Annotated in this window: 17 protein-coding genes; 7 read left to right on the forward strand and 10 right to left on the reverse strand. The window is 61.2% G+C overall.

Going from position 1 to position 17,509, the window contains the following annotated elements; genetic code table 11:
• Window positions 1–66: 66 nt before the first annotated feature.
• The 4 genes from ACRTG1_RS07590 to ACRTG1_RS07605 form a co-directional block, all read right to left on the reverse strand.
• Window positions 67–582, reverse strand: a complete 516-nt coding sequence (locus tag ACRTG1_RS07590) for a DUF2937 family protein (RefSeq protein WP_283799569.1) — start codon at window positions 580–582, stop codon at window positions 67–69.
• Between the two features lie 45 nt (window positions 583–627).
• On the reverse strand, window positions 628–1,551 hold the full coding sequence (ypfJ, locus tag ACRTG1_RS07595; RefSeq protein WP_206548195.1) for a KPN_02809 family neutral zinc metallopeptidase: 924 nt from the start codon (window positions 1,549–1,551) through the stop codon (window positions 628–630).
• A gap of 97 nt (window positions 1,552–1,648) precedes the next feature.
• A complete protein-coding gene (locus ACRTG1_RS07600) occupies window positions 1,649–2,638 on the reverse strand; it encodes a L,D-transpeptidase (RefSeq protein WP_432516201.1) in 990 nt (329 codons plus the stop codon).
• A gap of 149 nt (window positions 2,639–2,787) precedes the next feature.
• Window positions 2,788–3,537 carry a DUF4336 domain-containing protein gene (locus tag ACRTG1_RS07605; protein ID WP_432516017.1) on the reverse strand — a complete coding sequence of 250 codons (750 nt, stop codon included), beginning with the start codon at window positions 3,535–3,537 and terminating at the stop codon, window positions 2,788–2,790.
• Window positions 3,538–3,851: 314 nt separating this feature from the next.
• Between ACRTG1_RS07605 and carB the strand changes: the two genes are divergently transcribed.
• Complete coding sequence (gene carB, locus ACRTG1_RS07610; RefSeq protein WP_113155742.1) at window positions 3,852–7,349, forward strand: carbamoyl-phosphate synthase large subunit; 3,498 nt, start codon at window positions 3,852–3,854, stop codon at window positions 7,347–7,349.
• Between the two features lie 57 nt (window positions 7,350–7,406).
• Here the strand turns inward: carB and ACRTG1_RS07615 are convergent, their stop codons facing one another.
• The gene (locus ACRTG1_RS07615) at window positions 7,407–8,399 is read right to left on the reverse strand and encodes a GlxA family transcriptional regulator (protein WP_432516018.1); all 993 of its coding nucleotides are present in this window, start codon (window positions 8,397–8,399) and stop codon (window positions 7,407–7,409) included.
• A 138-nt stretch (window positions 8,400–8,537) separates the two neighbouring features.
• Between ACRTG1_RS07615 and ACRTG1_RS07620 the strand changes: the two genes are divergently transcribed.
• Together ACRTG1_RS07620 and ACRTG1_RS07625 are read left to right on the forward strand one after the other, a co-directional pair.
• Complete coding sequence (locus tag ACRTG1_RS07620) at window positions 8,538–9,158, forward strand: cysteine hydrolase family protein (RefSeq protein ID WP_432516019.1); 621 nt, start codon at window positions 8,538–8,540, stop codon at window positions 9,156–9,158.
• 69 nt (window positions 9,159–9,227) lie between these two features.
• Complete coding sequence (locus tag ACRTG1_RS07625) at window positions 9,228–9,686, forward strand: cupin domain-containing protein (RefSeq protein ID WP_206548199.1); 459 nt, start codon at window positions 9,228–9,230, stop codon at window positions 9,684–9,686.
• Between the two features lie 62 nt (window positions 9,687–9,748).
• Here the strand turns inward: ACRTG1_RS07625 and ACRTG1_RS07630 are convergent, their stop codons facing one another.
• The 3 genes from ACRTG1_RS07630 to ACRTG1_RS07640 form a co-directional block, all read right to left on the reverse strand.
• Window positions 9,749–10,576 (reverse strand): ABC transporter permease, encoded by an 828-nt coding sequence (locus ACRTG1_RS07630; RefSeq protein ID WP_206548200.1) that lies wholly within the window; start codon window positions 10,574–10,576, stop codon window positions 9,749–9,751.
• Entirely contained in the window at window positions 10,573–11,583 is a 1,011-nt protein-coding gene (locus ACRTG1_RS07635) for an ATP-binding cassette domain-containing protein (RefSeq protein WP_432516020.1), read from the reverse strand. The genes ACRTG1_RS07630 and ACRTG1_RS07635 overlap by 4 nt, the downstream gene beginning before the upstream one ends.
• Window positions 11,584–11,735: 152 nt before the next feature.
• Window positions 11,736–12,365: a lytic transglycosylase domain-containing protein gene (locus tag ACRTG1_RS07640; protein ID WP_113155747.1), complete on the reverse strand. Its 630-nt coding sequence runs from the start codon at window positions 12,363–12,365 to the stop codon at window positions 11,736–11,738.
• A gap of 156 nt (window positions 12,366–12,521) precedes the next feature.
• Between ACRTG1_RS07640 and ACRTG1_RS07645 the strand changes: the two genes are divergently transcribed.
• From ACRTG1_RS07645 to ACRTG1_RS07655, 3 genes are all read left to right on the forward strand, one after another.
• Window positions 12,522–13,076, forward strand: a complete 555-nt coding sequence (locus tag ACRTG1_RS07645) for a methylated-DNA--[protein]-cysteine S-methyltransferase (protein WP_206548203.1) — start codon at window positions 12,522–12,524, stop codon at window positions 13,074–13,076.
• Window positions 13,077–13,285: 209 nt separating this feature from the next.
• Window positions 13,286–13,543: a hypothetical protein gene (locus ACRTG1_RS07650; protein WP_113155749.1), complete on the forward strand. Its 258-nt coding sequence runs from the start codon at window positions 13,286–13,288 to the stop codon at window positions 13,541–13,543.
• A 145-nt stretch (window positions 13,544–13,688) separates the two neighbouring features.
• Complete coding sequence (locus ACRTG1_RS07655; RefSeq protein ID WP_317560334.1) at window positions 13,689–14,183, forward strand: hypothetical protein; 495 nt, start codon at window positions 13,689–13,691, stop codon at window positions 14,181–14,183.
• A gap of 136 nt (window positions 14,184–14,319) precedes the next feature.
• On the opposite strand, the gene ACRTG1_RS07660 is transcribed toward ACRTG1_RS07655, so the two are convergent.
• Together ACRTG1_RS07660 and ACRTG1_RS07665 are read right to left on the reverse strand one after the other, a co-directional pair.
• On the reverse strand, window positions 14,320–15,171 hold the full coding sequence (locus ACRTG1_RS07660) for an EAL domain-containing protein (protein WP_432516021.1): 852 nt from the start codon (window positions 15,169–15,171) through the stop codon (window positions 14,320–14,322).
• Between the two features lie 4 nt (window positions 15,172–15,175).
• Complete coding sequence (locus tag ACRTG1_RS07665) at window positions 15,176–16,096, reverse strand: EAL domain-containing protein (RefSeq protein WP_206548206.1); 921 nt, start codon at window positions 16,094–16,096, stop codon at window positions 15,176–15,178.
• A gap of 182 nt (window positions 16,097–16,278) precedes the next feature.
• Here ACRTG1_RS07665 and ACRTG1_RS07670 point away from each other — a divergent pair, with 182 nt between their 5' ends.
• Entirely contained in the window at window positions 16,279–17,481 is a 1,203-nt protein-coding gene (locus ACRTG1_RS07670) for a pyridoxal phosphate-dependent aminotransferase (RefSeq protein WP_113155753.1), read from the forward strand.
• Window positions 17,482–17,509 lie beyond the last annotated feature (28 nt).

Raw genomic sequence — 17,509 nt, forward strand, 5'->3', positions numbered from 1 at the left:
GCTTTTATTGTTTGGGGCAATCTATTTCTCTGCTTTTAAAAACACGTTAAACGCGAGTTGTAAATTTTACACGCGTAAATTGTGAGCCGGGTAATGCTTTTTTCTACGGAACAGTAGTCCCAGGAGCCAGACTACAGAAAAGCCAAATAGAACGCCCACGCCTGTCCAGATAAATCCGTGCAGCGTCAGTGGAACGGCTGGCTCATAATCATCCAGCGCGCCCTGTAGAAGCGGTCCATCGGGAGAGCGCGCGACGATAAGCGGCCGCAGAACGGGCGAAGCCTCGTCAAATGCAGCCGACTGCCGCTCCAGATCGCCAAGCCGCCCGATCGCGACACGAACGGACGTGGCGCGGTCACGCAGAAAGTCGCTGCCAGCCTCTTCGTAGACGACAATCGCTCTCTCACGGGTGAGGTTGTTCCGGGTGGCGTCGGCATCGAAAGCCGAGACCACCAGCCTCAGTTCATGCAGGGCGCCATTGAGGCGCTGGCGGTATTGCTGTGCGAACTCCGGCGCCTGCGAGGTTGCGGCTCCACATGCCAAAGCCACGGCAAGGCCGAGAATTCGTCCTGGTCCAAACATGTTCAGATCTACCTCTTGGGTGGCAGCAGAACAGCCGGCTTCGGCTTAGATCGGATCGTTGAACGTATCGCAATCGGCCAGCCGTCCGCTTTTGAGCCCCCGCGCAAACCATGTCCGCCGTTGCTGCGACGTGCCATGATTGAAACTCTCCGGCACCACATATCCCTGGGTGCGGCGCTGCAAGGTGTCGTCGCCAATCTGGTTGGCAGCGTTCAGCGCTTCCTCGATATCGCCATCTTCCAGAAGCCCTTTCTGGGCCGTGTAATGCGCCCAGATGCCGGCGAAGCAATCCGCCTGCAATTCGACACGGATGGACATGGCGTTGGCCTCGGCCTGGCTCATGCGCTGGCGCATCTGGTTGAAGCGCGGCAGGATGCCGGTCACGTTCTGCACGTGATGCCCAACCTCATGCGCCACGACATAGGCCTGGGCAAAATCGCCGGTCGCGCCGAAACGCCGGGCAAGCTGATCGAAGAAGCTCAGATCGATATAGACCTTCTCATCGCCCGGGCAATAAAATGGCCCGGTCGCCGCCGAAGCAAAACCGCAGGCCGAACGCACGGAATCGCTGAACAGAACCATCGAAGGTTCTTTATAATCGAGGCCCTGGGACTCGAAGATGCCGTTCCAGGTGTCTTCCGTCTCGGCGAGAACGACGCTGACGAACTGCTTCATCTCGTCGCTTGCGCCACCTGTTTCCTGACGCTGTGTCGTGGTCGTCTGGCTACCACCGCCCGGCTCGCCAGTGAGCATGCCCAGCGGATCAATCCCGCAGGCCCGCAGAACGAAGAACAGGACGACAAGAACAATGATCCCGGACAAGCCGCCGCCAGCGCGCCTGCTACCACCGGAAGGCAACCTTATGCGCCCGCCGGATCGACCAAACCCACCCGGTAAAGAACCACCGCCGCTCGAGCGGCCCCGGCGGTCTTCGACATTGCTGCTTTGACGGCGGCCTTTCCAGCGCATGCGTGCAATTCCCAGTTGTCTTCAGTGAACTCTAGTTATCGGCTTATACACCACAACGCCAGAGATTGTTTCCCGTCAGAATCATATCCGAAGCGGCTCAGGACATGATGACAAAGTCCTTGCCCGAACGTGTTTCCGGATGAAGCGGGGCGTCAGTTAAAATCATCACCATGCCCGGATGCATGCGGTCATGCATGGCTGCGGAAAAGGCATTGTCCGTGGTCAGCCGCGACAGAAGTCGCTGCTCGGGCTGGAAATTGCCATCCGCGCCACTGTCATGGCTGATGACATACCAGCTCATGCCCTGCGCCTCTCCATCAGCGCCGTGAAGCACAAAGGCGTGGCTGCCAAGCTTCCCGCGCCCGGAGATGTTCAGATCTCCCTCGGCCAGAACGCGGCCATTCTCGACAAGCATGATGCGCCGGTCGGCGGATGAGGCAATCACCGAGGTAACGGGATATTGCTCGGCCGCGCTCCAGTCCTTCGGGTGCTTCTTGCCGTCCAGCGAGGCTTCGATCTTCTCGAACTCATGCTCGGCATAACCGGACAGGACCATGCCCGGATGCGTCAATTCCCAGGGGTCTCCATGCGCGCCGGAAATGATGACCGGCGTGCCCAGATGGGTAACCTCAAAGAGTTTTTCGGAAAAGGCCATCGGCAGGCGCACACAGCCATGCGAGGCGGGATATCCCGGCAGATTGCCTGCGTGAAGCGCGATGCCCGACCAGGTCAGCCGGTTCATGTTCGGCATGGGCGCATTGTTGTAGGTGCTGGAGCGATGGTCCCTGTCTTTCTGAAGAACCACGAAAACACCGGTCGGCGTCTCATGCCCCTGCTTGCCCGTCGAGCAGGTGGAGGCAGCGATGCGGATGCCGTTGCGGTAGACATGCACGCGCTGCTCCGGCAGCGACACGACCACCGCAACCGGCCCTGAAGGCTGACGGTCCGGGTGCCAGGTGAACTCACCGGGCTTCAGCGCATTCATGTCCTTGAGCACCTGCTCTGCGGCCACTTCCAGCCCGATCAGGCCTGCCGCTCCAAAGGCCCCTGCCCCGACCATAAAGCGCCTGCGGTTCACGCCTGACATTCCCCAGTCGCGCATTCCCATCAAGCTGGCTCCTCTCCCCGATGCCCTCCAGAAGCGCGGGAAGCGCGGAAGGCTTCAAAGACAGCATTACAGCCAAGCTTTCCACCCAAGTAAAGCAACCATAGGCGGTGAGGCGCTAATCCGTCCGGTCAACGCAGAAGCCAACTGAAAGCCCGCTTCAGCGCTTCCGCACCATCACGTTCGAACCAGCGACCATGTGCAATGATGACACGCTCCGGTCCCCAGCCGATCATCGTTTCCACGGCCCGTTTCAACGCGGGGCGCTGGCTGGCGAAGGTGAGGCGCATGTCGCGCGGCATCGCGCCTTGCGGCGCAAGAACGCCGCCAAGCCGCGCCATAATGCGCCGCCACCAGTTGAGTTTCTGCGGCTCGAAATTCTCGATGAAATCCGTCAGGATCAGCGTTCGGCTTTCGATGTGGAAGAGTTCCACCTCCGTCATGAAGCTGCCCGCAACCGGCAGGGTGCGGATTTCATCATCCCACGGATAGCCGTTCTCGTCCGTGAGTTCGCGTGTCGGGAAGTCGATGTGGCCCCCGGCCTGTTCGCGAATGCGCGGGGCCATCCAGATTTCGGCATCGGGAAAGGCAGCGCGCCACACCGGCACCCACCAGTAATGGATGCGGTTCGGCGCGACGATGAAGCAAACCGGCCCCAGCGTCTCCACGGCCGCACGCAGATCCTCCGTCATATGCGTCGGCGAATGCACGAAAAGACCGCCACCGCGCAGCCGGATGATCGTCATGCGCGTGGGGAACGGCATTTTGAGACCGGGCGGACCAAAGGGAATTGTCGGGCCGTCAACAATCCAAAGATTTTCCGTCACCGGCTTCAGCGTGTTGAGCGGCGGATAGGTGGCTGTTTCTTCATGTGCGCCCATGGCCTGTTCCCAACGGTTTGATGCCGGCTTGAGATGCCGCGCCTGCGAGAATCGGGGCAGCAGAAATGAGCGTCCCCCGCTCCGATACGGTGCCACCCGCCCCTCACAAGCGCAACTTGCCGTGTACAATATGCCTTCGTAACCTTTGGTCGCGTTGAAATCGTCATTTTCGGGTCGCGTTGAAATCGTCATTTTCGGGGTTCCGTCAGGGCCGCCCATTGCCTATAAGGCGCGCCTAGCCCGACAATTTTTTGCCCGGCCTGCGCGCGGCATCCGCCCGTGCGGCGACGGCTTCTACGCGCGAGTGTACTTCCATGCCCAAACGCACCGACATCAAGTCGATCCTGATCATCGGGGCCGGCCCCATCGTCATCGGCCAGGCCTGCGAGTTCGACTATTCCGGCACCCAGGCCGTCAAAGCGCTGCGAGAAGAGGGCTACCGAGTCATTCTGGTGAACTCCAACCCGGCCACCATCATGACCGACCCGGAGCTTGCCGACGCCACTTATATCGAGCCGATCACGCCGGAAGTGGTCGCCAAGATCATCGCCAAGGAGCGCCCCGACGCGCTGCTCCCCACCATGGGCGGCCAGACCGCGCTCAACACCGCACTCAGCCTGCGCCGCATGGGCGTGCTCGAGCGTTACAATGTCGAGATGATCGGCGCACAGCCCGACGCCATCGACAAGGCGGAAGACCGCTCGCTGTTCCGCGAGGCCATGGCCAAGATCGGCCTCGAGACGCCGCGCTCGATGCTGGCCAATGCATCCGACGTCAAGAACGCCGACCGCCAGAAGCACGAGGTCAAGCGCCAGGAGCTGAAAGACACGCTCTCCGACGAAGCGCTCGACGCAGCCCTGGACGATCTGGAAAACGAGTGGAACCTCGGCGAGAGCGACCGCAAGCAGCGCTACATGAACCACGCCATGGGCGTGGCCGCGCAGGCGCTCGACTTCGTCGGCCTGCCGGCAATCATCCGTCCCTCCTTCACGCTGGGCGGCACGGGCGGCGGCATCGCCTACAACCGCGAAGAGTTCTTCGAGATCGTTTCTTCCGGTCTCGACGCCTCGCCGACCACGGAAGTGCTGATCGAGGAATCCGTACTCGGCTGGAAGGAGTATGAGATGGAAGTGGTTCGCGACCGCGCGGACAACTGCATCATCATCTGCTCCATCGAGAACGTCGATCCGATGGGCGTGCACACGGGCGATTCGATCACCGTGGCCCCTGCCCTGACGCTGACGGACAAGGAGTACCAGATCATGCGCAACGCATCGATTGCGGTGCTGCGTGAGATCGGTGTGGAAACCGGCGGCTCGAACGTTCAGTTCGCCGTCAATCCGGAGAATGGCCGTCTCGTCGTCATCGAGATGAACCCGCGCGTGTCGCGCTCCTCCGCACTTGCCTCCAAGGCGACGGGCTTCCCCATCGCGAAGATCGCGGCCAAGCTCGCGGTCGGCTACACGCTGGACGAGCTGGAGAACGACATCACGGGCGGCGCGACGCCGGCATCCTTCGAACCATCCATCGACTATGTGGTCACCAAGATCCCGCGCTTCGCATTCGAGAAATTCCCGGGCTCCAAGCCGGTTCTCTCCACGGCGATGAAGTCGGTCGGCGAAGTGATGGCCATTGGCCGCACCTTCGCGGAATCCTTCCAGAAGGCGCTGCGCGGCCTTGAGACGGGCCTGACCGGTCTCGATGAGATCGAGATCCCCGGCTATGTCGTCGATGGCGATCCGTCGGAAAACAAGAACGCCATTCGCGCGGCCCTTGGCACGCCCACGCCGGACCGCCTGCGCATGGTCGCCGAAGCGATCCGTCTCGGCACCAGCCTTGAAGACGTGCACACGATGTGCCGCATCGACCCGTGGTTCCTGGAGCAGATCGCCGCGATCCTCGCCATGGAAGAACGCGTGCGCGAACATGGCCTGCCGGAAGACGCGGAAAACCTGCGCCTGCTGAAGTCCATGGGCTTCTCGGATGCACGCCTCGCGTCGCTTACGAAGAAAGAGGCGGAAGAGATTCAAAAGCAACGCCATTCGCTTGGCGTGCACCCCGTCTACAAGCGCATCGACACCTGCGCGGCCGAGTTCGCGGCGCCCACCGCCTATATGTACTCGACCTACGAGCTTCCCTTTGCGGGCGAAGTGGCCGATGAAGCCCGCGTTTCGGACCGCAAGAAGGTGGTGATCCTTGGCGGTGGCCCCAACCGTATCGGCCAGGGCATCGAGTTCGACTATTGCTGCTGTCACGCCGCCTTCGCGCTGGCCGACGCCGGTTACGAGTCGATCATGGTGAACTGCAACCCGGAGACGGTTTCCACCGACTACGACACGTCCGACCGCCTCTATTTCGAGCCGCTGACGCCTGAAGACGTTCTGGAGATCCTGCGCGCCGAACAGGCGGCGGGCACGCTGCATGGCGTGATCGTGCAGTTTGGCGGCCAGACGCCGCTCAAGCTTGCCGACGCGCTGGAAAAGGCCGGCATCCCGATCCTCGGCACCGAGCCCGACATGATCGATCTGGCCGAAGACCGCGACCGCTTCCAGAAGCTGCTTATCAAGCTTGGCCTCAAGCAGCCGAAAAACGGCATCGCCTACTCGGTCGAGCAGGCCCGTGTCGTGGCCTCCGAACTCGGCTTCCCGCTGGTCGTGCGCCCGTCCTATGTTCTGGGTGGTCGCGCCATGCAGATCATCCACAATGACACGATGCTGCAGACCTATCTGCTCGACACCGTGCCCGGCCTGGTGCCCGAGGAGATCCGCCAGAAATATCCGGCCGACAAGACGGGCCAGATCAACACGCTGCTCTCCAAGAACCCGCTTCTGTTCGACACCTATCTGACCGAAGCGATCGAGATCGACGTGGACTGCCTGTCCGATGGCAGCCAGACCTATGTGTCGGGCATCATGGAGCACATCGAGGAAGCCGGCATTCACTCCGGCGACTCCGCCTGCTCGCTGCCGGTTCACGGGCTCGACGCGGAGCTGGTCAGCGAACTGGAGCGCCAGACGGCAGCCCTAGCCCGCGCGCTCAAGGTCGGCGGCCTAATGAACGTGCAGTACGCCGTGAAAAACGGCGAGGTCTACGTTCTTGAAGTCAACCCGCGCGCTTCGCGTACGGTGCCCTTCGTCGCCAAGACCATCGGCCGCCCGATTGCCAAGATAGCAGCCCGCATCATGGCCGGCGAGACGCTGGGAGACGCCTTCTCGCATTACGGCTCCATGCCGGATGCACGCGAGCTGGGCCACATCGCCGTCAAGGAAGCCGTGTTCCCGTTTGCCCGTTTCCCGGGCGTCGACACGCTGCTTGGACCGGAAATGAAGTCCACCGGCGAGGTGATGGGCCTCGACACCGATTACGCGCTCGCCTTTGCCAAGGCGCAGCTCGGCGCCGGCGTCGACCTGCCGCGCGAAGGCACGCTGTTCGTGTCGGTGCGTGACGACGACAAGGCTCGCGTCCTGCCGGCCGTCAAGCGTCTGGCCGATGCCGGCTGGCATGTTCTGGCCACCGGCGGCACCGCCCGCTTCCTGCGCGAAAACGGCATCGAAGCCGAGAAGATCAACAAGGTTCTGGAAGGCCGCCCGCACATCGAGGACGCCATCCGCAACCGTCAGGTCCAGCTCGTCTTCAACTCGACGGACGGCCAGAAGGCCATGTCGGACTCCAAGTCGCTGCGTCGCGCAACGCTGATGCAGAAGGTGCCCTACTACACCACGATGGCGGGCGCTGAAGCCGTGGCCGAGGCCATTCTGGCGCTCAAGGCCGGCAGCCTCGAAGTCCGCCCGCTGCAGAGCTATTTCGGCTAACCGCAAGCAACACTACGCAGCCGCCCGCAAATGACAGGCGGCTGCGCCTTGCTCTCCTTATGGAAGCGCGCGCTCATCCGCCCCGGCAGTGCGAAACTGCCGTCGATAGGCCATGGGTGAAATGCGGAACGCATCAACAAAGCGCTGCCGCATCGTGACGGCCGACCCGAAACCCGCCGCCTCGGCAATGGTTTCCATCCGCCTGTCCGTGGTTTCGAGAAGGCGTTGAACAAGCGCCAGCCGCTGCGCAAGAATCCACTGCGACACCGTTGTGCCGGTTTCCTTGCGAAAGCGGCGCGAGAAGTTGCGCCGGCTCATTGCCGCCTTCGCGGCCAGACGGTCAAGGCAGAGCGGCTCGCTGAGATTACCGGCGGCCCACTCCAGCGTTTCCTTCAGAAGATCGCCCTGAAGCGTCTTGTGCAGCGGCTGTTCGATATACTGCGCCTGTCCGCCGCTGCGATGCGGCGCCACCACCATGCGCCGCGCAACGCGATTGGCCGTCTCTGCCCCGTGGTCACGCCGCAGGAGATGCAGGCAGCAATCGATGGCCGCAGCCGTTCCCGCCGAGGTCAGAACATCGCCTTCATCCACATAGAGCACGCTGCGATCCAGAAACACATGCGGATAGCGCTCGGCGAAATCCTCCGCAAACACCCAGTGGGTGGAAGCCCGCCGCCCATCGAGAAGGCCCGCCTCGGCCAGAACAAAGGCCCCGACGCACAGCCCCACCAGCCGCGCGCCGCGTGCATGGGCGCGTTGAAGAGCCTCGAGAAGCGCCTCAGGCGGTCTGATCTCTGGCCCTGGCCAGGCCGGTACGATCACTGTATCCGCAGTCTCAAGCGCCGAAAGACCGTGTTCCACGAACAATGAGATCCCCGAGGTGGTCCCGATCCGCCCCGGTGTCTCGGCGCACACGATCAACGCGTAACGCGGTGCCGTCAGGCGCGCCAGATCGTCGGCAAACACCATGCAGGGCACCGAAAGGTGGAACGGGCTGATCCCCTCAAAAGCCACGACCGCAATCCTGTGCACCCCTTCACTCCCCTTCATGGCCCAAATCCATCGCTCTTTGTCGTCCGGGACACTTGTGACTGAAAGGCAGTTAAACGATTTTCCGGATCGTTACAAATCGACTGGTAATCACGCAGCGAATTATCGTAACTGAACCTGTAAACGAGAGGCAGATTGATGACCGAAGCATTGCATCCGACCATTAGAACCATGACAGGAAGCACGCCGAAAGAGGTGATAAATCCGGGAAAAACCGCACTTATTGTTATTGATTTTCAAGAAGAATATTTTTCCGGCAGAATGCCTGTACCCAATGGCGAAGCAGCGCTGTCCAAAGCGCTTGAGCTGATCGCATGGGCCGACGCGAACAAGATTGCCGTTTATCATATACAGCATGTAACCCCGAAAGGTGCGCCAATCTTCGCGCAAGATGGAGAAACGGTCGCATTTCACCCGGGAATCGAGCCGGCAAAGCATCATCATGTCCTTTGCAAGACGTCCGTCAGCGTGTTCCCAAGCACCGATCTCGATGCCCGTCTCAAGGTGGATGGGATCGACACGCTCGTCATTGCCGGACTGATGACCCATGCCTGTGTTTCGGGAGCGGCGCGTGATGCGGTTCCGCTCGGATATGACGTGATCGTTGCCTCCGACGCCTGCGCCACACGCGACATCACCGGACCGGATGGGAAGGTGATTTCCCACGACGTTCTGCACGAGGCATCGCTGGTGACGCTTTCCGACACCTTTGCCGAAATCCTCGACACGAAGGCCATTCTCGCTCTGAAAACCCGTTAGAGCGCGAATCCGGGGCTCCGTATTTCAAGGCCCCGCGCACACATTTAAAGCACCAAGGACTTTTCTGAAATGAAGCGCTTTGCAAGACATGCCCTGCCTCTTGTGGCAATGCTGGCTGTGATAGCAGCCTGTACGGACCAGGCATTGATCAAGAAAAGGATGATTTCCTTTCCCGTATCCGAACTCGAATGGATCGAGCTCCCGGATTCGGGCGGCATAAAATACGCGAATGTTCGGGGCGACCTTGCAGGCGAGAGCCCTTACGAGGCTTTCGTCCTGTTTCCGGCCGGCAAGAGCAATCCGTATCATTATCACAGTCGGGACATTTCGACGGTGGTGATGCAGGGCACATTTTACGCCGTGGTCGACGGCGAGCGTACAGAATATCCGGCTGGATCATTCTACTTCCTGCCGGGACGACTGGACCACTTCAGCGGTTGCGCTGAAGGCCAAGACTGCCTTCTCTACCAGTATCAGGACGAAGGGTTTGACCTCGTCCCGCAAAAGGTGAAGGCCAAGGCAGATTGAATGAAGCAGAGCGCGCCCTTCCAAAGGGCGCGCTCTATTCTCTCACGCAAAGAATGCACCGCCTAACGGCGACGGTAAAGCCACAGAACGACTGGCGAAAGAACGACCGTCAGCAATGCCGGTGCAAGAAGCGCCAGGAGCACTTCACCACCTGTGGCCGTTCCCGCCATCAGCCCCCTCAAAGCCGTCGTCATATGCGAAACCGGGTTCCGGACCACAAAGGCCTCCAGCCAGCCAGGCATTGTTTCGGGACGCACCATGATGTTGGAGGCGAAAACCAGCGGGAAGATGAAGGTGAAGCCGATTGTCATCACCGTCATCGGCGTGCGGATCAGAAGCCCGAGCACGATGAAGATCCAGCCCGTGCCAAACCCGATTGCGATAAGCAGCAGGAAAGAGGCGACGATGCCCGTAAGCCCGGCTTCGGGCCGATATCCCAAAACCAGCCCGACGGTCAGTATGATGAGGCCCGCAATCGTGTGGCGCAGGACATCTCCGACCATCAATCCGGCAAAGGGTGAAAGGGACCAGATGGGCAGTGAGCGAAAACGTTCGAAAAGCCCCTTCGACAGATCTGTCGAAAGCCCCATGCCCGAATAGACGGAATTGAACACCACCGTCTGCACGAGAATGCCCGGCAGGAAAAACTGGAGGTAATCGCTGGTCGAGCCCGCGAGAGCGCCGCCAAACACGAATGTGAAAAGCAGCGTGAACATGAGCGGCGTCATGATCAGATCGAACAGCTGCTCGGGCACATGCTTGAATTTCAGCACCGCCCGCCAGCCAAAGGTCAGCGCATTTGCCAAGGCCGAAGGCCGCGGCGGCCGAGCCACATTGGAAAGCATGGCAGGGCCAGTCTCTATGGCAGGACCAGTCTCGGCGGAACTCATGACACGTCTCCCTGTGCATCCTCTTCGATGGGCTGGCCTGTCAGCGCGAAGAACACTTCATCAAGGCTGGGCGAGCCCATGGAGAAATCGGAAAGTTCAATGCCAGCCGCAAGCAGCCTGGCGATTGCCTCATTGGCGGCTTTCGGAGACCCGGCGACAATGGAGAGCGTCGCCCCCTCGGCGCTGCGCTGCGCCGTACCGTCCAGCGCATGCTCCAGAATGGCCTCGGCCTCATCCAGACGCTCCGTATCGGCAACGGCCACATGCAGAAAGCCCGAGCCGATTGCCGACTTCAACTCGCGGCTCGTGCCCTCGGCGATCTTGCGGCCGTGATCGATCACGGCAATGCGGGCGGCAAGCTGGTCGGCTTCCTCCAGATACTGTGTTGTCAGGAGAATGGTGACGCCCGACTTCGCCAGCGCGCGGATCATCTTCCAGACACCCTGGCGCGCCTTGGGATCAAGACCGGTGGTCGGCTCATCGAGAAAGAGAACACCCGGCGTTACGATCAGGGACGCGGCGATGTCGAGACGCCGGCGCATGCCACCCGAATAGGACTTCACCTGCTTCTTCGCCGCAGCGGAAAGCTCGAAGGCGGAAAGCAGCTCATCCGCCCTCGCCTTTGCGGTGCGCCCGGCAAAGCCCCAGAGCCGCGCCAGCATGATCAGATTTTCGCGCCCCGTGAGATCCTCATCCAGCGAGGCGAACTGCCCGGTCAGCGCGATTGCGCCGCGCACGGCATGCGGCTCGGTCGCCAGATCGTGCCCCATGACGCGCGCGGTTCCACCATCAGGCTGCGCAAGCGTCGCCAGCAATCGTATGAGCGTTGTCTTCCCCGCGCCATTGGGGCCGAGAATGGCGAAAATCATGCCGCGCGGCACGTCGAGGTCGATCCCGTCCAGCGCCTTGACGTCACCGAAACGCTTGACCAGCCCGCGCACTGAAATGGCGAGCTGCGCGGCGTCCTGCGCCGCTGCACCGGTCTGAACCGGTAAAGTATCGTTCATGCCTGTTCCTCCGGCAGCCTGTTGTCAGCTGCAAGACGGATCCGGGGGGCGGAATCCGACAGGGCGGAGAAATACACCAATGAGCAATTGCCCTGAACCGCATTTCGCGGGAAGCGGGCAGGTTTGCTGACATCTCTTGCCGTCAGCTGACGTCAGTTGCGCAGGCCGGTTTCCTTAAGGATACCCTTGCGCTTTGCGTCGTAATAATAGCCGCTTGCATAGAAACGAACGGCTTTATCCTCATTGCCGTCGGCCGTCATATAAGCGCCGCGCAGATATTTGACGGCGTATTTGAGGTTCGTTTCCGCATCCAGAAGACCGGAAGCAGGCCCACGGTAGCCCATGGTCTGCGCGGTATCATGACGGATCTGCATGAGACCCCAGTAGATACGGTTGCGGGCAGCCGGGTTGAAATTGCTCTCGCGCTTGACGACACGCCGCACCAGCCGCTCGGGCACCTCGTAAATGCCCGCATATTGCGCGATCAGTGCATCGAGCTCAGCGCTGCGCGGGGCAACCGGCGACACCTTTCCGCCAGCCTCCAGCGCCGTCAGGGCCGCGCTGGGCGGACGCTGGCCTGCAAAGGCATCCGGCGTCACATCTCCATCGCTGATCTGGGCGTCCTGCTCTGCCACCAGGCTGTTTGCCACAAGCTGCGCATCGGCACGGCTTTCAGCGGCATCGGTCTTCGCCTGAACGTCGCTCCCCGCGGTCGTGCATGCAGCCAGCGACGGCAGCGCGATCACAAGTCCGGCAACGAGATAACGGGAGAAAAGAGGCAAGGCGCATTCCTTCGATCAACGAGTCCCCACCCGCGCGCCTTCTATCGCGCAACCTTGGGTAAGGCAATCATTTGTCAGCTGACCCTTCGTTCACTCTTCGTGCCAGAATGTATCCATGTTAGAGCTGGGCCGCGAAACGATCGGAATGGAAGCGCCATGTCCGTGCCCGGCCATCATGTGTTTGAAACCGCCTTCGGCTTTTGCGGCGCGGGCTGGAGCGATGCCGGCCTCGTGCGCTTTGTCCTGCCAACGCCAGAGCCTGACGCGGTTGAGCAGCAGCTGAAAGCCCGGCTGCCGGATGCCGCGACTTCCACCCCATCCGGCGCGATGGCCGGGCTTGTGGCGGCAACGCAGCGCTACTTCGCAGGAAGCGAAGAGGATTTTTCCGGGTTTACCCTCGATCTCTCGGGCATCAGCCCGTTTCACCGCACGCTCTACACGGCCATGCGAAGGCTCGCCTATGGCGAGACCACGACCTATGGCGCGCTTTGCGAGAGCGTCGGCTTTCCCAGGGCCACCCGAGAAACGGGCGCAGCCATGGGGCGTAATCCCATGCCGCTCATCATACCCTGCCATCGTGTTCTGGCAGCCGGTGGCAAGATCGGCGGATTTTCGGCTCATGGCGGCATCGCCACCAAGCAGAAGATGTTGGCCATGGAGAACGCCCGCTCTCCGAATGCGGAGCCAGCCCAGGCGTCATTCTCGTTCTAGCCGGGCTCCAGGGTCAGGGCCCTAGCCTCTGGTTGAATCTTGCTCTTGCGCACAAACACAGGTCGCGCATAATTGCAGCGATTCTGGCGGTCCCGGTGGTTAGTGGGGACAGCCACAATCTTGCCGCCAATCGGTCGATTTCTTGGCGGTATTCTTGTTCAGCGTTGGGTCTCTTTTGCGTCAGTGTCATTCAAACCGACGAGAATTCCATGCGCCATTCAACCGACAACGGTATCAAGGACCGCCTGACCGAACCTTCCGAGATGGTTGCGGAGGTCAAACGCCTCCTGTCCAGCGGCATAAAGCTCGATCAGGTCCCCGCCGAGCTCTCCCAGCTGTATTACATCGACGTTGACCTCTTGAATGCCGTCCTGCGTGTCGTGCGCAAACATGCCAGCACGAATGCAGCAAAAGCCGGAAGCGCTTCGAGCCAGCGTCCGGATATTGACTCTCAGGCAGCGGCCTGAACAACAGGAAAGCCCTGAAAGAAGGGCTTTTTCATCAAATTGTAGAGAAGGCAGACACGGTTTCAAAATCCTCCTCTGGTAGCAAGAGAACAACGGGCGCAACCAGCCGCCCAAACGCATCGACCAGAAAAGAGGATAGACCCTGTTGCTCGGCAATATCTTGAATCTGCCGCTGATTGGCGGACACACCTCCAGGCCACCGGCCCCGGCCCCCGCGCCCTCCACTTCCGAACCGTCTTCCGCCACGCCAGCACAGGGTGGAACCAGCCAGTCGCCGGCGGCGGCGGACACGTCCGGCACACCGGCATCAGGCGCAAGACCGGGCGCGCAGCCAGCGGCGGCGTCACATGCGCGCGGCGGCCCCTCCACATATCAGGCGAGTTCCGGAAGCTTCGCACCGGCAAAGGCCGATGACGACATAGCTGTTGAAGCATGGGCAAGACGCGCCGCAGTCGAGGTGCAGAGAAACGAACAGTTTGCCTCCATGCTCTCGCGCATTGCAAAACCGGAGGCATCAGAAAGCATCGTGCTTATGCAGAACCATCGGGAAGGCACGACGGATCTGGCATCCGCCACCGCCGCCTATGGCGAGAACGAAGCCTATGATGCACCGCCGGCAAGGGACAAGGCAGGCGCGTAGCTGCTCTCAGTTACAGGCCCGGTACAAGCCGGGCCTGGATCGCCGGTCGCTTCTCTGGAGGCCAAGGAACGATACAGGCCCGTGATGGAACATCGGGGTGCCCGAAAACCGGATTCCACTTTTTCGGCCCGACGCTCTAACGCAATGAAACGACAACCTTTTCAGGATCCCGGAAAAAGCGGTCGATTTCGAGTGGGCCAAGCTCCTGCACCGATCCGGCCATTGCCCGCCTTGCAAGCAGATCGCCCTGCACCAGATCTGCCCCGGCTTCCAGCGCCGCTTCGAGCTGCGGGGGTGTCTCCACACCCTTCACAAGAACGCTGGCTCCCTGCCGCTTCAGCCCTTGCACGAGCTTTGCAAGGAGGCGTCTGGCAGGCGCAACGGGCGCGATCCGGCGGAACCAGCCCCCATCAATCTTGACGATTTCAGGCCGCAGCTTCTCGACGCGCTCAAGCGCGCTCTGCCCCGGTCCGAAACCATCGACCGAGAGGCGCACACCGCTGCTGCGCATCGTCTCCAACAGGCGCTCCGACACTTCTGCCAGCGGATCCGGAGCAGCCCGGAAACCGCAGACAAGCGCCTGAGGCGCAACGCCGGTCTGCGCAAGCCGCGCGAGCATGAAGGCAAGATGGCTCATCGCATCCGCGTCGCTCTGCCGCTCTGTGTCGAACCCCAGATGCAGCGACAGACCGTCCTCACGCATCTGGTGGCAGTTTCCAATGTGCAGGAGACTGCAAAGTGTTCGCACCTGCCGCTCGCGCTCCGGGGCGACCGACAGCAGGAACATTTCTGTCTCGACGGACTGTCCATCGAGCATTGGCTTTGCGCAGGCATCCAGCGCCTCCGGCTCAAGGCTCTCGCCGGAGACACGGAAGACCGGCTGATAAAAGGATTTCAGCCGGTAGGCTCCATAGAATCCTGTCTCCAGACCGATTTCATCGGCGATGATGGATCCGGCAGGCGCGCCGGGGACAGTCACGGCTCCCATGACATTACGCTCCGCGCCGGCCAAATGTGCGCCTTGCACGCGCAGCAGGCGCAGACGAAGTGTCGTCCGCTGGCTTGCTCCGCTCCAGACGGGCCGCTGCATTGGAAAGGATTTCCTTGCGCGCAGTCTCGCGCGCAACTTCGAATTCATCGAACGCACCCGGCGCAAGCTGCGGTTTCGCCAGCGCAAAACCCTGCACCATCGAAACACCACAGCGCTCGGCCAGCTGAAGCTGCTCGCCGTTCTCGATGCCTTCGAAAACCGTGCGAATGCCTTTTTCGGAAAACGCGCTGACCATGTCGGTGAGCAGGCTGACGCCGGAGGCGGAAGCGAGCAGGCGCGCCGTCCACGCCCCGTCGAACTTCACGATGTCCGGTCCCAGAGCCTCAATCCGCTTCATGTCGGAATTGTCAGCGCCGTAATCGTCCACCGCCACGCGGTAACCAAAGCCCTTCAGGGCGCGCACAAACTCAAGCAGGGACGCATCGGAACCGGTTTCCTGCTCGGTGATCTCACAGACCACGCGGTGCGGCTCGACGCCTGCCTCGGCCAGCACTGTCTGAATGTCCCGCAGGGCGATTGTCGCAGAAGCAGCATCCACGAAATGCGACGGGTCGAAATTGACGAACAGGGAAGCCCCCCGGTTCAGGCATACACCGGCATTCAGAAGATGCACGGTTCGCGCCAGCGTCTCCACGTGAAAACGGTCGACTTCGGGAATGCTGGAGAAGAAAATGCCCGGCCCCACGGGCTGGCCATCGCGAAAAGGGCGCAACAGCCCCTCATAAGCGCTCACCAGAAGTCGTCCACCGCGAAAGGAGAAGATCGGCTGGAAGGCGGTTCTTAATGTGTAGCCACCCCAGACACCCACTGCACTTGCGTCCGCCTGTCGGACGATGTGGGCCAGGCCGATGCTGCGCGACATTCTGCGCTTCCTTGCAAGTCGTCATTCAATCCCGGCAGAATGGCACCCCAGCCTTTATTCGCGGTTAACGACTGGTTTAACGCTGCAAATTCGCTGGCGGCTTGCGATTTTGCTCGTGATCGGACAAGAAGGGAAACGCTGATCCTCAGCGTAAAATCTCACAGGAACCGGAGTCTTCCATTATGGCTTTCCTTGCCGATGCCCTTTCACGCGTAAAACCCTCCGCTACCATCGCGGTTTCCCAGAAAGCGCGCGAACTGAAAACGCAGGGCCGCGATGTTATCGGTCTTGGCGCAGGCGAGCCGGATTTCGACACGCCGGACAATGTGAAGAATGCAGCCATCGACGCGATCAATCGCGGCGAAACGAAATACACGCCGGTCTCCGGCATCCAGCCGCTGCGCGAGGCGATTGCCGCCAAGTTCAAGCGCGAGAACAATCTCGACTATGACTGGAAGCAGACCATCGTCGCCACCGGTGGCAAGCAGATCCTATTCAACGCCATGATGGCGACGCTCAATCCCGGCGATGAAGTTGTCATCCCGAGCCCTTATTGGGTCAGCTATCCCGAGATGGTTTCCATCTGTGGCGGCACGCCCGTCTTCGCCGAGACCAGCATCGACAATGGCTTCAAGCTGACGCCGGATGCGCTTGAAAAAGCCATCACGCCGAAGACCAAATGGCTGATCATGAACTCGCCGTCCAACCCGTCGGGCGCAGCCTACACCGAAGCCGAGCTCAAGGCGCTCGCCGACGTGCTCATGGCGCATCCGCATGTGTGGGTGCTGACGGACGACATGTATGAGCACCTCACCTATGGCGACTTCAAATTCTTCACCATCGCCGAGGTGGAGCCGAAGCTCTATGACCGCACGCTGACCATGAACGGCGTCTCCAAGGCCTATGCCATGACCGGCTGGCGCATCGGCTATGCGGCCGGCCCCATCGAGCTCATCAAGGCGATGGACATGATCCAGGGTCAGCAGACCTCGGGCGCATGCAGCATCGCACAGTGGGCCGCCGTCGAGGCGCTCAACGGTCCGCAGGACTTCATCACCAAAAACAAGGCGATCTTCCAGGGCCGCCGCGATCTGGTGGTTTCCATGCTCAACCAGGCGAAGGGCATCAACTGCCCGGTGCCGGAAGGCGCATTCTACGTCTATCCTTCCTGCGCCGAGCTGATCGGCAAGACCGCGCCTTCGGGCAAGGTCATCGAGACCGACGAAGACTTCGTGTCCGAGCTTCTGGAAGCCGAGGGCGTTGCAGTGGTGCATGGTTCGGCCTTTGGTCTTGGCCCGAACTTCCGCATTTCCTACGCCACGTCGGAAGAGCTTCTTGAAGAAGCCTGCAACCGGATTCAGCGCTTCACCGCATCGCTGAAGTAATTGCCTTAGGGGGTGTTTTGATTGCGCG

The organism is Nitratireductor sp. PBL-C9 (genome assembly GCF_050877045.1).
GTDB lineage: Bacteria > Pseudomonadota > Alphaproteobacteria > Rhizobiales > Rhizobiaceae > Nitratireductor > Nitratireductor aquimarinus.

Coding starts and splice junctions, on each gene's coding strand:
- ACRTG1_RS07650 (WP_113155749.1), top strand. CDS start 13,286: ATGCGCCATTCAACCGACAACGGTATCAAGGACCGCCTGACCGAACCT.
- ACRTG1_RS07605 (WP_432516017.1), bottom strand. CDS start 3,537: ATGGGCGCACATGAAGAAACAGCCACCTATCCGCCGCTCAACACGCTG.
- ACRTG1_RS07620 (WP_432516019.1), top strand. CDS start 8,538: ATGACCGAAGCATTGCATCCGACCATTAGAACCATGACAGGAAGCACG.
- ACRTG1_RS07630 (WP_206548200.1), bottom strand. CDS start 10,576: ATGAGTTCCGCCGAGACTGGTCCTGCCATAGAGACTGGCCCTGCCATG.
- ACRTG1_RS07590 (WP_283799569.1), bottom strand. CDS start 582: ATGTTTGGACCAGGACGAATTCTCGGCCTTGCCGTGGCTTTGGCATGT.
- carB (WP_113155742.1), top strand. CDS start 3,852: ATGCCCAAACGCACCGACATCAAGTCGATCCTGATCATCGGGGCCGGC.
- ACRTG1_RS07645 (WP_206548203.1), top strand. CDS start 12,522: ATGTCCGTGCCCGGCCATCATGTGTTTGAAACCGCCTTCGGCTTTTGC.
- ypfJ (WP_206548195.1), bottom strand. CDS start 1,551: ATGCGCTGGAAAGGCCGCCGTCAAAGCAGCAATGTCGAAGACCGCCGG.
- ACRTG1_RS07635 (WP_432516020.1), bottom strand. CDS start 11,583: ATGAACGATACTTTACCGGTTCAGACCGGTGCAGCGGCGCAGGACGCC.
- ACRTG1_RS07600 (WP_432516201.1), bottom strand. CDS start 2,638: ATGTCAGGCGTGAACCGCAGGCGCTTTATGGTCGGGGCAGGGGCCTTT.
- ACRTG1_RS07660 (WP_432516021.1), bottom strand. CDS start 15,171: ATGGGAGCCGTGACTGTCCCCGGCGCGCCTGCCGGATCCATCATCGCC.
- ACRTG1_RS07625 (WP_206548199.1), top strand. CDS start 9,228: ATGAAGCGCTTTGCAAGACATGCCCTGCCTCTTGTGGCAATGCTGGCT.
- ACRTG1_RS07615 (WP_432516018.1), bottom strand. CDS start 8,399: ATGAAGGGGAGTGAAGGGGTGCACAGGATTGCGGTCGTGGCTTTTGAG.
- ACRTG1_RS07665 (WP_206548206.1), bottom strand. CDS start 16,096: ATGTCGCGCAGCATCGGCCTGGCCCACATCGTCCGACAGGCGGACGCA.
- ACRTG1_RS07670 (WP_113155753.1), top strand. CDS start 16,279: ATGGCTTTCCTTGCCGATGCCCTTTCACGCGTAAAACCCTCCGCTACC.